The sequence below is a fragment of the Burkholderia sp. Ac-20392 genome (genome assembly GCF_017104585.1).
GTDB classification, from domain to species: Bacteria; Pseudomonadota; Gammaproteobacteria; order Burkholderiales; family Burkholderiaceae; genus Burkholderia; species Burkholderia lata.
In genome coordinates, this window is sequence record NZ_JAAGPB010000268.1 from 1 (window position 1) to 11,793 (window position 11,793).

An 11,793-nucleotide genomic window follows, 5' to 3' on the forward strand; every position below is an offset into this window, starting at 1 on the left:
AGCCGTTCGCCGCCACGGCGCCGCGCGCCGGTTCGTCGAGCAGCCGCTGCGCCAGCGCGAGCGCGTCGTCGCGGGTGGCCGCCGCGTTCAGCGGATAGCCCCACACCTTCTCGAACGCGCCCGAGAAGGCATTGAGCGCCACGCGCCGCGACGCGTCGGGCTCGATCGCGATCATCGCGGGGATCCATTCACGCGACTGCGCGCGGTTGGCCTTGCTCCACTTCGCGAGTTGCTTGCGCAGTTCGTGATCGTCGCCGCCGCGATCGTCGCCGGACGGCGCGTCGTCGGTCAGAAGAACGAACGGTTCGCGGCGCGCCAGCAACGCGTCGAGTTCGGCGAGCAGGCGGGCGGGATCGGTATGCGTCGAACCGGTGTAACGCAACCAGACAAACGGGAATTCGGTCGTGACGATTTGCATGTCGGCCTCCAGATGAGAACGATTCTCATTTTATGGATCGAGGCCCACCGCGTCATTTGTCGTCCCGGCCAACCGCTTGCTCAATCCGGCCAATCGCGCATGCGTGGCGCGGGCCGCGCCGTCCGCGCCGTCCGCGCCGTCCGCGCCGCTCAGCGTTGCCGGTCGGTGAGGAATTGCGTCGGCGACTTGCCGGTCGCCTTGCGGAACATCGTCACGAAGCTGCTCGCGCTCTCGTAGCCGAGATCGATCGCGATCTGGTGCACGCGGCGGCCGGTCGTCAGCATCCGCAGCGACAGCGCGACGTGCAGCCGCCGGCGCCAGTCGCCGAGGCTCATCCCCAGTTCCTTCGCCGCGAGCCGCGTCAGGCTGCGCTCGCTGATGCCCACGCGCCCCGCGAGTTCGGCCAGCGGCGACTTGTCGGCCGGATCGTCGAGCAGATGGTCGATCAGCTTGCGCAGCCGCCGGTCGGCCGGCATCGGCAGGTACAGATCCTCGACCGGCGCCGCGACGAGTTCGTCGAGCAGCGTCGCGATCAATCGCCCCTGCGGCCCGTCGACGTCGTACAGGTTCGGGAAGCTCGCCGCCTTCAGCAGCAGTTCGCGCAGCAGCGGCGACACCGACAGCGTGCAGCAGCGCGCGGGCAGGTCGAGCGCGGCGTCGGGTTCGACCAGCACCGCGTAGAACGTCGCGCCGGCCGAGCCGCGCGCCGCATGCGGGACGTCGCCCGGAATCCACACCATGCATTGCGGCGGCGCGCTCCACACGCCGCCGTCGATCTCGCAGTAGATGACGCCGCTCAACGTGTAGAGCAGTTGCGCCTGCGGATGGCTGTGCCGCTCGAGCCGCCATTCGGGCTCGACGACCGAGCCGCCGAACACGACGAGCGGGCGCGGCACGTGGAAGACTTCGTCATCCGCTGCGGGATCGGTGGTCGGTGGAAGCTTGCGCATGAAACGGTGGACGATGGAGGAAGCCGGACGCGCTGCCCGCGCGCCTTTTCGTGCTTATACCAGAAAGGGGCCGGTGCGGCCCTGCCGCCGGGTAGCTGCCCGAGCCGCGTCTGCAGCCGCACGCCGAAGCGAATACAATGCCCCGATCCCCCGCCGTTGCGCCCACCTGCCGGAGCCGCCATGTTCGACCTGACCACGCTGACCACTTTCACGGCCGTCGTCCTGGGCCTGTTCCTGATTCCCGGCCCCGCCGTGCTGCTCGTGCTGAGCCGCACCGTGCAGGGCGGCCGCAAGACCGGCATCCTGACCGGCCTCGGCGTCGCCAGCGGCGATTTCGTGCATACGCTGTTCGCGGCCGTCGGCCTGTCGGCGCTGCTGATGACGTCGGCGCTCGCGTTCAACGTCGTGAAGGTGGTCGGCGCCGCGTACCTGATCTACCTCGGCGTGCGCGCGCTGATCGAGAAGCCGTCCGATCCGTCGCTGCCGAGCGTGTCGCCCGTCACGCCGCTCAAGGCGTACCTGCAGGCGATTCCCGCCGAAGTGCTGAATCCGAAGACCGCGCTGTTCTTCCTCGCGTTCATGCCGCAGTTCGTGCATCCGGAACGCGGCTCGACGTTCGTGCAGTTCGCGGTGCTCGGGCTGATCTTCGTCGTGCTCAGCTCGCTCTACACGACGCTGATCGCGTGCTCGATCCGTCCGCTCGGTCGCCTCGTGAAGCGGCTCACGTGGCTCACGCGCTGGCAGGGGAAGATCATCGGCTCGATCTTCATCGCGCTCGGGCTGCGCGTGGCCGTGCAGCAGCGCTGACACGCACGGCCGCATGACGTCCGCCGCGGCGCCCGCCGGCGAAGCCCTCTACACCGACCCGCGCCTCGTCGCGATCTACGACCTGTTCAACGCGGGCGACCAGGATTTCGCGTTCTACGCCTCCGTGATCGGCGCCGCGCGGCAACGCATCCTCGATCTCGGCTGCGGCACCGGCACGTTCGCGCGCCGGCTCGCGGCGGCCGGGCACCACGTCGTCGCGATCGATCCCGCGCCGGCGATGATCGAATACGCGCGACGCCCGCCCGGCGCCGACGCCGTGCATTGGCTCGCGTGCGGGCTCGACAGCCTGCCGCCTGGCGCACCACCGTTCGATGCGGTCGTGATGACCGGGCATGCGTTCCAGTGCCTGCTGACCGACACCGACATCGACGCGACACTGCGCGGCGTGCGGCGCGTACTCGCCGACGGCGGCCGCTTCCTGTTCGAGACTCGCAATCCGCGCATCGCACCGTGGCGTGCGTGGACGCCGGCGCATTCGGCACGCAGCGTCGAGTCGCGCGAAGCGGGCATCGTCGACCTTCATCACGCGGTGCGCTCGGTAGACGGTGCGATCGTGACGTTCGACACGCACTACCGCTTCCGCCGCGACGACACGGTGTTCACGAACACGAGCCGGCTGCGTTTCATTGCACAACCCGACCTGCAGGCGCGCGTGATCGCAAGCGGATTCTCGTCGGCCGACTGGTACGGCGACTGGCAGCACGCGCCGTTCGACGACGCGACCAGCGCGGAGATCATAGCGATCTGCCGCGCCTGAGTGCGTGCGCGTTCCGCTGCCGCGTCAGCCCGCCACGGGCAGCGTGTCCACCGCATACGCATGCCGCAGCGTGCGACCCAGCACCGGATCCTCCAGCTCGACCTCGAACCGCTCGGCCGGCCGGATGCCGCCGATCGCCGCAAGCGTGCCGCAGAGCATCACTGTACCGTCGACGAAGCGGCCGTCATGGCGTGCAAACTGCGCGAGCAGGTCGTCCGGTGCGCGCATCGCGGTCACCTTGCCTTCCTGATACAGCACGCGCTCGCCGTCGATCGTTGCGTACGCACGCAGCACGAGTTGATCCCAGTGCCCGGCCACGTCGTCGAACTTCCACAGCGTGTTCGCGCACGGCTTGCCGCACATCTGCTTCGACACGGTGATCCCGTAGGTCTCGACTTCACGGTCGGTGTGGTCGGACGCGATGCCGACGAAGGTCTCGCCGCCGTCGCGCACCAGTACGAATTCCGCTTCGCCGCTGCTCTGCCCGCCCGATACCTGGATCGCCGGCGACGGATCGAGGCGATCGGCCGCGACGCGGTAGAACACGGGCGTCGTCGCCGGGCGCTTGACGCCCAGTTCCTCCAGCTCGCGGATGTGCTGCTCCATGGCGACCGTGTCGCGGCCGGTCCAGCCCGCGATCACGAGCGTGTCGATCGCGATCGCGCGCTCGGTACGGCCGTCGCGACCGTCGATCGCGAACGTGATGGTTTTCATCGAATGCTCCTCGTGGCGGGCAGCGCACGCGCTGCGTGCCGCCGCCCGTCGTGTGTCGTGGATCGGCCGTGCTTACGCCGGGTCGTAGTAGTGAATTTCCAGCAGCACGCAGCCGCCGTTCGACTTGAACGGGCCGTGCCAAGCGCCGGGCGGGCGCACCGCGTACGTGTAGCCCTTGAACGGCGTGCCGCCGTTGCCGTGCTCGTCGTTGCCGACGGTCAGGTCGCCCTCGACGAGAAACACCTCTTCCCAGTAGTCGTGCACGAACGGCTTCTTCGTATGCAGCCCGGCCGGCAGGCGCAGCAGGCGCGTGCGGCTGCCGCGCTTGCGCTCGGTGTCGAGCGCGCCGGACAGGATCAGTTCCTGCGCGCCGGACGCCGGGTCATAGCCCTCCGGCAGCCGCCAGTCGCGCTGCATGTCCAGCGTATGGAATTCGTCGTGAAGCTTGTTGATGGCCATCTGTCTCTCCTGTGGCAATAGTGGGTAGGTCGGACGCACGGCGACGCATCAAGCGGCGCGCGGCGTCGACAGCTCCTGGTTCAGCGAATAGCTGCCGAGCATCGAATCGACCAGATGCGACGCGCGCTGCCAGTCGTACGTGCGATACGCGTGCCCCTTCGTGACGAACGACGCGCCGGCATAAAACAGCTCGTACTGGTTGTGGCGCGACGCGAATTCGGAGCCGACCGCATCCCACGCGAGCTTGAAGAACTTCACGCGTTCCTCGGACGAACACACGGGCGACTTCTGCGTCTTCTCGATGATGCGCAGCAGGTCGGGGTTCTCGAAGTCGCGCACGCTGGACGGCAGCATGATCATTCCGCCGCCGGCGAGCTCGCGCAGCGTGTTGAGCACCTTCGAATAGAGCTGCTGCGTGACGACCTGCGAGCCGTACAGCATGTTGCGGTCGGGCACGTAGAAGCCGTTGACGACGGCGCCCTTCGCTTCCATCCCGTAGACCCACGCCTCGACCATCGACGCTTCGGCCGCGAGCTGGCCCAGCGTTTCGCGCACCTGCGGGAACGTATTCGTGCCGTTGACCTCGGAAATCTTCAGCCCGAGCCCGACGAGGAAGCGCAACTTCGTCATCAGCCGCACCTGGCATTGATAGTTCTGGTACACGTGCGCGGGCGTCGCGTGGAACTGCTTCGCGCACATCGCCGTGTTGCCGGCGACGAAGATCCGTTCCCACGGCACCTTCACGTCGTCGAAATACAGCACCGCGTCGTTTTCGTCGAAGCGGCTCGACAGCGGGTTGTCGAACACCGACGTCGCGTTCTCCTCGTACGACTTGCGCGACAGGATCTTCATGCCCTTCGCGTTCATCGGCACCGCGAACGACAGCGCGTACATCTCGTCGCCTTCGCGCAGCGGCTGGATGCAGCTGCAGAACACCTCGTTCGCCATGATCCCGCTCGTCGCAAGCATCTTCGCGCCGCGCACCGTGATGCCTTCGGCATCCTGATCGACGATGCCGACCGCGAGGTACTTGTCCTCCTGCTCGTGCGCAGACTTCGACTGGTTCGCCTGCGGATTCACGATCACGTAGGTCAGGAACAGGTCGTTGTCGCGTGCATGGCGGTAGTAGTCGCGCAGTGCGCCCGCGCGCGCCGGATCGTATTGCTCGAACACGTCGGCGCCCATATACATACCGGAAAGACAGGACGCGACGTGATCCGGCGAGCGGCCCATGAAGCCGTAATGCAGCTCCGACCACGCTTCCATCGCGGCGCGGCGTTCGACGAGTTCGTCGTAGGACGTCGGCAGTTGCCAGATCCGGCTGACGCGGTTGCCCGAGTCGGGCGACACGAACGTCATCTTCTCGACGTTCTCGTCGCGCGCCTGGTAGTCGTACAGGCTCGCGTAGCTGCGGATCGAATTGCGGAATGCCGCGTGCGCGGTCACGTCGCCGACCGGCTGGCCGTTCAGGTAGACCTGCCGCCCGTCGCGCAGCGACGCGATGTGCTGAGTCCCGTTCTTGATCATGGTGTCCTCCAGGGTGGAATGAAACGTGGGTTGCATTCAGGCAGACGGCGCGTGCAGGCCGTCGAGCGTGCGGTAGCGGCCGCCGAAGAAGATCAGCGGACGCCCTTCCGAGCGCACGCAATGCCGCGTCACGCGGCCGACGAAGATCACGTGATCGCCGCCGTCGTACTGCGCATAGGGTTCGCATTCGAAGGTCGCGAGCGCGTCGGGCAGCAGCACCGCGCCATCTTCATCGGCTGCGTCGGCACGCCAGCCCCACTTGTCGCCGTTCGCTTTCGCGAAGCAGTTCGACAGGTGCTGCTGCGACTCGTCGAGCACGTTGACCGCATAGCCGCCCGCGCCGGCCAGGTCGCCGAGGCTCAGGCTGCGACGATCGACCGAGAACAGGATCAGCGGCGGGTCCAGCGACACCGAATTGAACGACGCGACCGTGATGCCGATCGGCACCCCCTCTTTGCGCGGGGCAGTAATCACCGCGACGCCCGTCGCGAACATCGACAGCGCGGTGCGAAAGCGCCGCTGCTCGTCGGCGCCCGCGCCGGTTCCGGCATGGTTCTCGCTCATCTCGTCCTCCTTGGGTTGCATCGCCGGATTCCGCGGTGGAATCCGGCCCAACAAAGCACCGTTATTTAGCTTTGTTATTTAGCTTTTATTAAATGTAAACACAAAGACGGGTTCAAGCTGTCGTAAACCCTGACCTTGAAAGCTTTGTTTGAAAGACAACCCTACTGGCGGGATGGATGTTGCGCGGCGTCCGGGAATGTCCACGTACACTGCGGCTACCCTGTTCCGCGGGGCTTTCGTGCCCTGCGGGAGACACCGCTTTCCGGAGCCGCATCGATGCAATCCCGTCCGATCTACATGGACTACAGCGCGACGACGCCCGTCGATCCGCGCGTGGTCGACAAAATGGTGCCGTTCCTGCACGAGCAGTTCGGCAACCCTGCTTCACGCAGCCACAGCTACGGCTGGGAGGCTGAGCAGGCCGTCGAGGAAGCGCGCGCGCACGTCGCCGCGCTGCTCGGCGCCGATCCACGCGAAATCGTGTGGACCTCCGGCGCGACCGAGGGCAACAACCTCGCGATCAAGGGCGCCGCGCACTTCTACCAGGGCAAGGGCAAGCACCTCGTCACGGTGAAGACCGAGCACAAGGCCGTGCTCGATACCTGCCGCGAACTCGAACGCCAGGGCTTCGACGTCACGTACCTCGACGTGCGGGAAGACGGCCTGCTCGATGTCGATGCCGTGCAGCAGGCGCTGCGCGCCGACACGATCCTGGTGTCGGTGATGCTCGCGAACAACGAAACGGGCGTGATCCAGCCGGTGGCCGAGATCGGCGCGCTGTGCCGCGCGCGCGGCATCGTGTTCCATTGCGACGCCGTGCAGGCGGCCGGCAAGATTCCGGTCGACGTGAATGCGCTGAACGTCGACCTGCTGACGGTGACCGCACACAAGGTCTACGGCCCGAAGGGGATCGGCGCGCTGTACGTGCGCCGCAAGCCGCGCGTGCGGATCGAAGCGCAGATGCACGGCGGCGGCCACGAGCGCGGGATGCGCTCGGGCACGCTGCCGACGCACCAGATCGTCGGGATGGGCGAGGCGTTCCGGCTCGCGAAGGAAGAGATGGCGGAAGAAAGCCGCCGCGTCGGTGCATTGCGCGACCGGCTGCTAGCGGGCCTGTCGACGCTCGACGAGGTTTACGTGAACGGCGATCTCGCCCGCCGGATTCCGCACAACCTGAACGTCAGCTTCAATTTCGTCGAAGGCGAATCGCTGATCATGGGAATCAAGGGTGTCGCGGTGTCGTCAGGCTCCGCGTGCACGTCGGCATCGCTGGAGCCGTCGTACGTGCTGCGCGCGCTGGGCCGCAGCGACGAGCTAGCGCACAGCTCGATCCGCTTCACGCTTGGCCGCTTCACGACCGAGGCTGAAGTGGACAGCGTGATCGCGCAGGTACGCGACACGGTCGGCAAGCTGCGTGAGCTGAGCCCGTTGTGGGACATGCATCTCGAAGGGGTCGACCTGAATACGATCGAGTGGGCCGCGCACTGAGCCCGGCCGAAGCGTCAGGCCAGCCGGCGATCGCGGGCGGGCCTGCGGCGTGCGCGTCAGCCTTTTTCCTGGCGCGCGATCAGGTGGGCGAGATCGAGCGTCGCGCGATCGCCATTGGTGACGAGGCGGTCGATCACCGAGCAGAGTGCCTTGAATTCGGTCTTCGTCACTCCCTCGAACAGCACGTTGTTGATGCGCTGCTGCGTCTCGGTGAGCGCCTTCAGCAGCTTCGAGCCGGCCGGCGTGACCGTGAGCCGCATCTTGCGCTTGTCGTCGGGGTCCGAGCGTTTGTCGATCAGGCCGAGCTTCTTCAGCTTGCCGGTCTCGATCGTGACGAATGCGCCGCTCAGGTGCAGGTGATCGGCGAGACGGTTGACGGTCACGACGTCGTCGTGCGACAGATGCGCGACCGAAATGAGCAGCGAATACTGGATGCCGGTGAGGCCGATCAGCGAGCCGAAGCCGTCGCGCACCGACAGCAGGCGGGCCGCGAACGGCAGCAGCCCGTTGATCAGGTGACGAAATTCCGTGTCCGTGCCGTCGATCAGGCAGGACGGGTTGGTAATGGTCAGAACGGACTCCTCTTGCTGCTTGGCCATGACTTCGACGCTCCGTACGGTCATGCGAATTTAGCTTTGAAACGAAATTATACGGCAAAGGCACATGCGCCCTTGGCCCGGCCCGGCCGGTGCATGCGTCCCGATTTCCCGATACAGGAGGCTCGTCCATGCCCTTCCCGCTTCATCCCGCGTCGGTTCGCGCGCTGCTCGAATGCTATCTGCGCGCGAAGGACCTGAACCGCCCCGCGCTGATCGCCGACTGCTTCGCGGCCGATGCCGAGCTGAGCTTTTCGCTCGCGAACGACGACATCGACTTTCCGCCGCGCGTGACGGGCGCGGCTGCGATTGCACGCACGCTGGTCGAGGAATTCGGCGAGCGGTTCGAGCGATGCCGGACCTATTACGTCTGCACGGAACCCGAAGTCGACCCGCACGGCGTCAGCGGGATGTCGTGGCTCGTCGTGATGCGGCAGAAGGACAACGGCGCATTGCGGATCGGGCATGGCACATACCGCTGGCAGTTCGCGGGCAGCGGCAAAAGCGAAGACACCGCGCGGATTGCCGCGCTGCACATTCATATCGCACGGATGGATACGATCGACGATCCGCAGTCGGTGAAACTCGATGCACTGCACGCGGCGTTCGGATATCCGTGGCTGCCGCCGCACGCGTTCGAGCGCGGGCTCGCGGATGTCGCGACAGCGCAGCCGGAATGGGCATTTCTGGCGCCGTTCCGGCACGCCGCGGCGGCCGGTTGAAGCACGGCCGGGCACGCAACCGCATCACGCCGCGGGCGCTACCCCCCGCGCCCGGCAAGGAGCTGCGCGGCCGTCATCACGCGCGGATCGTCGCTCGTCAGATCCGCGCCGTAATAGGCAATCGTCGCGCGATCGTCGAGCACTAGCGGAATCGCGACCCGCCCGCACAACGTCCGCTCGACCGCTTCGCCGAACGTGAATCCGCACAGATACACGCCGTCGACCACGCAATTCGTCGCGAACACACGTCCTACCGCATCGACATAAAACTCGACGTACCCGAGATCGTCCTCGGCAACGCCGACCATCGTCGTCCCGAGCGCCTGTTCCCACGCGACAATCTGGTGATCCTTGCGCGCCGGCGCATGAAATGCGATCCCCATCCGCGCGCAGGTTTCTCCACGGCGATCGGCACGATCGGCCCCCACGACCAACCCGTCGAACGCGCGCAGAATCGCATCGCCCGGATGTTCGCCATCATGCGATGACACTCGGCCATCGGCATTGCCACGCCAACCGGCTGCAACGAACAGCGGCCGGACAGTCCCGGGAATCTCGATCACGACCATGCTCCTGTAGTTTTTGCACACGATACGGCACGCATCAATGCCCGCCGCCGTTAAAGCATCACGCCCGCCGGCGCGTCACCGCGCCCCGTCGAGCGCCTGCCGCACGCCCTCCCACTCCAACCCGAACCGCGCCAGATACTTGCGCAGCCGGTCCGCGTCGTTCGGCTGCTTCTTGCTCTGCCGCGATACCGCGAACAGCGTGCGCCCGGCTTCCGACAGGCTTGCCGACACGCGGCACACGTCGAGCACGCGCTCAAGCTGCGCACGGTCGAACAGGTCGAGTTCCGCCGCACGCGCGCCGAACACCGCGTCGACACATGCATCGGACGCCCCCGCGCCGCCCGGCGGCGACCACGTGCGCGTCAGCCGTTCGACTTCCTGCTCGGCGAGCGCTTCGGTAATCCGCCCGGCATCGGCCAGCGTCGCCATTCGTGTGACCGATGCGGACAGCTCGCGGAAGTTGCCGGCCCACGCCGCGCGCGGCGACGCCGCGAACGCGAGATAGCGTCGCTTCGCCTCGACGTTGAACCGCACTTGCTCGCCCTGCTCGCGGCCAAAACGGTCGAGTTCGAATTCGAGGTTCGGCTCGATGTCCTCGCGGCGCTCGGCCAGCCCCGGCAGTTCGTACGTCCACAGGTTGATCCGCGCGTAAAGATCCTCGCGGAACGTGCCGGCCGCCACCATCTGCCGCAGGTCGCGGTGCGTGCCCGCGATCAGCTCGAAATCGCTGGTCGCCTCGACGTCCGCGCCGACCGGCAGGAAGCGCTTCTCCTCGATCGCCTTCAACAGCATCGCCTGTTCGTCGAGCCCGAGTTCGCCGATCTCGTCGAGAAACAGCAGGCCGCCGTCCGCCGCGCGCAGCAGGCCGGCACGCGCCGACTGCGCTCCCGTGAACGCGCCCTTCACGTGGCCGAACAGCGTCGACATCGCCGCGTCGCCGCGCAGCGTCGCGCAGTTGATCTCGATGAACGAGCCTGCGAGCCGATGGCGGCCGCGCTTCAGCTCGTACACGCGCTTCGCGAGAAACGACTTGCCGGCGCCCGTCGGCCCGACCAGCAGCATCGGCGCGCGCGAACGCACGGCCACGCGCTCCAGTTGTTCGATCAGTGCATTGAAGCGCGCGTTGCGGGTCGCGATGCCGGCCTTCAGGAACGACACCGTTTCGTCGCGCTCGCGCGTGAAGCGCTGCGCGATCCGGTTGTAGCGCGACAGGTCGAGATCGATCACCGATATCGTGCCCGGCCCGCTCGGCCCCTCGTCGGTCTGCTTCGGCGGCCCCGTCTGCACGAGTCGCGCGGGCAGGTAGCGCGCTTCCGCCAGCAGGAACCAGCAGATCTGCGCGACGTGCGTGCCGGTCGTGATGTGGATCAGGTAATCCTCGCGTTCGAGGTCGAACGGATACGCACGCGCGTAGTCGTGCAGCGTCGCATAGACCTCCTCGAAATCCCACGGATCGTGGAGCGTGACCGGCGTGAGCCGCACGTCGGTGTGCGGCGACAGTCGCGCGAGATCGTCCCGCACCTGGTTGGCGAGACGCGTGTAGTCCAGCGAATGCAGCAGTTCGAGCCGGTCGATCGGCAGGTCGGGCTGCTCGCACAGCGAAATCGTCGGCCGCCATTTGCGGTAACGGCGCGGCGCGCGGCCGCCCTGGTCGAGCACGGTGCCGAGAAAACCAATGGCGACGGTCTTTCGCATGTTTATCTCATGGGATAAGAAGCGATCCGATTGTATCGGATTTTCTTGATGACGCGAGGCAGGAGACATCGACGCCTCGCCATGCATTACAAATAAATCTCCTTTATTTTCAATATCTTAAAAAATATTCGAAGGGCAAACACGCCCACTGGCACGCTCCTCGCTAAATAGAAAGCGCCGGATGTCCCGCTGGCCCACGAGCCAGGGTTCAACAAGCCCTGCTGGTGCGCCGCCGCCGAACCTCGTTCGTCGCGGCAGCGCATGTCGCCATGGACAGATGAAGGCAAACGGGCGCGCGCCAGGATGCTTCGTCCGGGTTCGAATCCCGGGGCGCCCATTGTTCGGAAGCTCATTCAGGTCGAGCAGCCGGCGAAAGCCGGCCGGTGGCGGGTTCGAATCCCGCTCGAACACTGTCCGCAAGGACAGTCTCTTGATAGAAGCAGTACCCGCCGGTGCGGGCCGCAAGGCCCGCCGCGCGTCGGACCGGTTGCGGTTCCGCGCGATCG

General features: G+C 66.6%; 13 protein-coding genes and 1 tRNA gene. 5 read left to right on the forward strand and 9 right to left on the reverse strand.

Features of this window, described 5'->3' with window-relative positions:
• Together G3N99_RS24980 and G3N99_RS24985 are read right to left on the reverse strand one after the other, a co-directional pair.
• A partial coding sequence (locus tag G3N99_RS24980; protein ID WP_174940798.1) for an ATP--cob(I)alamin adenosyltransferase occupies nucleotides 1-418 on the reverse strand: 418 nt, incomplete at its 3' end.
• 149 nt (nucleotides 419-567) lie between these two features.
• A complete protein-coding gene (locus G3N99_RS24985) occupies nucleotides 568-1,368 on the reverse strand; it encodes a helix-turn-helix transcriptional regulator (RefSeq protein ID WP_174938914.1) in 801 nt (266 codons plus the stop codon).
• 180 nt (nucleotides 1,369-1,548) lie between these two features.
• On the opposite strand from G3N99_RS24985, the gene G3N99_RS24990 reads away from it, so the two are divergent.
• Both G3N99_RS24990 and G3N99_RS24995 read left to right on the forward strand, forming a co-directional pair.
• Nucleotides 1,549-2,175 (forward strand): LysE family translocator, encoded by a 627-nt coding sequence (locus G3N99_RS24990; RefSeq protein WP_011355998.1) that lies wholly within the window; start codon nucleotides 1,549-1,551, stop codon nucleotides 2,173-2,175.
• Between the two features lie 13 nt (nucleotides 2,176-2,188).
• Nucleotides 2,189-2,953, forward strand: a complete 765-nt coding sequence (locus tag G3N99_RS24995) for a class I SAM-dependent methyltransferase (protein ID WP_206123725.1) — start codon at nucleotides 2,189-2,191, stop codon at nucleotides 2,951-2,953.
• A gap of 24 nt (nucleotides 2,954-2,977) precedes the next feature.
• On the opposite strand, the gene G3N99_RS25000 is transcribed toward G3N99_RS24995, so the two are convergent.
• From G3N99_RS25000 to G3N99_RS25015, 4 genes are all read right to left on the reverse strand, one after another.
• Nucleotides 2,978-3,667 (reverse strand): DUF2848 domain-containing protein, encoded by a 690-nt coding sequence (locus G3N99_RS25000; protein WP_206123726.1) that lies wholly within the window; start codon nucleotides 3,665-3,667, stop codon nucleotides 2,978-2,980.
• A 72-nt stretch (nucleotides 3,668-3,739) separates the two neighbouring features.
• The gene (locus G3N99_RS25005) at nucleotides 3,740-4,126 is read right to left on the reverse strand and encodes a hypothetical protein (RefSeq protein WP_011356002.1); all 387 of its coding nucleotides are present in this window, start codon (nucleotides 4,124-4,126) and stop codon (nucleotides 3,740-3,742) included.
• A gap of 48 nt (nucleotides 4,127-4,174) precedes the next feature.
• Nucleotides 4,175-5,653: a 4-hydroxyphenylacetate 3-hydroxylase family protein gene (locus G3N99_RS25010; protein WP_206123727.1), complete on the reverse strand. Its 1,479-nt coding sequence runs from the start codon at nucleotides 5,651-5,653 to the stop codon at nucleotides 4,175-4,177.
• A 36-nt stretch (nucleotides 5,654-5,689) separates the two neighbouring features.
• Nucleotides 5,690-6,238 carry a flavin reductase family protein gene (locus G3N99_RS25015; protein WP_206123728.1) on the reverse strand — a complete coding sequence of 183 codons (549 nt, stop codon included), beginning with the start codon at nucleotides 6,236-6,238 and terminating at the stop codon, nucleotides 5,690-5,692.
• Nucleotides 6,239-6,493: 255 nt separating this feature from the next.
• On the opposite strand from G3N99_RS25015, the gene G3N99_RS25020 reads away from it, so the two are divergent.
• Complete coding sequence (locus G3N99_RS25020) at nucleotides 6,494-7,705, forward strand: IscS subfamily cysteine desulfurase (protein ID WP_206123729.1); 1,212 nt, start codon at nucleotides 6,494-6,496, stop codon at nucleotides 7,703-7,705.
• Nucleotides 7,706-7,761: 56 nt separating this feature from the next.
• Here the strand turns inward: G3N99_RS25020 and G3N99_RS25025 are convergent, their stop codons facing one another.
• Nucleotides 7,762-8,304, reverse strand: a complete 543-nt coding sequence (locus G3N99_RS25025) for a MarR family winged helix-turn-helix transcriptional regulator (protein WP_206123730.1) — start codon at nucleotides 8,302-8,304, stop codon at nucleotides 7,762-7,764.
• Nucleotides 8,305-8,432: 128 nt separating this feature from the next.
• Between G3N99_RS25025 and G3N99_RS25030 the strand changes: the two genes are divergently transcribed.
• Nucleotides 8,433-9,023, forward strand: a complete 591-nt coding sequence (locus tag G3N99_RS25030) for a nuclear transport factor 2 family protein (protein ID WP_206123731.1) — start codon at nucleotides 8,433-8,435, stop codon at nucleotides 9,021-9,023.
• A gap of 38 nt (nucleotides 9,024-9,061) precedes the next feature.
• On the opposite strand, the gene G3N99_RS25035 is transcribed toward G3N99_RS25030, so the two are convergent.
• Both G3N99_RS25035 and rtcR read right to left on the reverse strand, forming a co-directional pair.
• Nucleotides 9,062-9,514 (reverse strand): SUKH-3 domain-containing protein, encoded by a 453-nt coding sequence (locus G3N99_RS25035; RefSeq protein ID WP_346778500.1) that lies wholly within the window; start codon nucleotides 9,512-9,514, stop codon nucleotides 9,062-9,064.
• Nucleotides 9,515-9,667: 153 nt separating this feature from the next.
• Nucleotides 9,668-11,287, reverse strand: a complete 1,620-nt coding sequence (gene rtcR / locus G3N99_RS25040) for an RNA repair transcriptional activator RtcR (RefSeq protein WP_206123733.1) — start codon at nucleotides 11,285-11,287, stop codon at nucleotides 9,668-9,670.
• A gap of 338 nt (nucleotides 11,288-11,625) precedes the next feature.
• Here rtcR and G3N99_RS25045 point away from each other — a divergent pair.
• Nucleotides 11,626-11,698 (forward strand) — tRNA-Phe (locus G3N99_RS25045).
• Nucleotides 11,699-11,793 lie beyond the last annotated feature (95 nt).

Excerpts from the sequence above, each read along its gene's own strand:
- G3N99_RS25030 (WP_206123731.1), top strand. The coding sequence starts at position 8,433 with ATGCCCTTCCCGCTTCATCCCGCGTCGGTTCGCGCGCTGCTCGAATGC.
- G3N99_RS24990 (WP_011355998.1), top strand. The coding sequence starts at position 1,549 with ATGTTCGACCTGACCACGCTGACCACTTTCACGGCCGTCGTCCTGGGC.
- G3N99_RS25005 (WP_011356002.1), bottom strand. The coding sequence starts at position 4,126 with ATGGCCATCAACAAGCTTCACGACGAATTCCATACGCTGGACATGCAG.
- G3N99_RS25020 (WP_206123729.1), top strand. The coding sequence starts at position 6,494 with ATGCAATCCCGTCCGATCTACATGGACTACAGCGCGACGACGCCCGTC.
- rtcR (WP_206123733.1), bottom strand. The coding sequence starts at position 11,287 with ATGCGAAAGACCGTCGCCATTGGTTTTCTCGGCACCGTGCTCGACCAG.
- G3N99_RS25025 (WP_206123730.1), bottom strand. The coding sequence starts at position 8,304 with ATGGCCAAGCAGCAAGAGGAGTCCGTTCTGACCATTACCAACCCGTCC.
- G3N99_RS25000 (WP_206123726.1), bottom strand. The coding sequence starts at position 3,667 with ATGAAAACCATCACGTTCGCGATCGACGGTCGCGACGGCCGTACCGAG.
- G3N99_RS24995 (WP_206123725.1), top strand. The coding sequence starts at position 2,189 with ATGACGTCCGCCGCGGCGCCCGCCGGCGAAGCCCTCTACACCGACCCG.
- G3N99_RS25015 (WP_206123728.1), bottom strand. The coding sequence starts at position 6,238 with ATGCAACCCAAGGAGGACGAGATGAGCGAGAACCATGCCGGAACCGGC.
- G3N99_RS24985 (WP_174938914.1), bottom strand. The coding sequence starts at position 1,368 with ATGCGCAAGCTTCCACCGACCACCGATCCCGCAGCGGATGACGAAGTC.
- G3N99_RS25010 (WP_206123727.1), bottom strand. The coding sequence starts at position 5,653 with ATGATCAAGAACGGGACTCAGCACATCGCGTCGCTGCGCGACGGGCGG.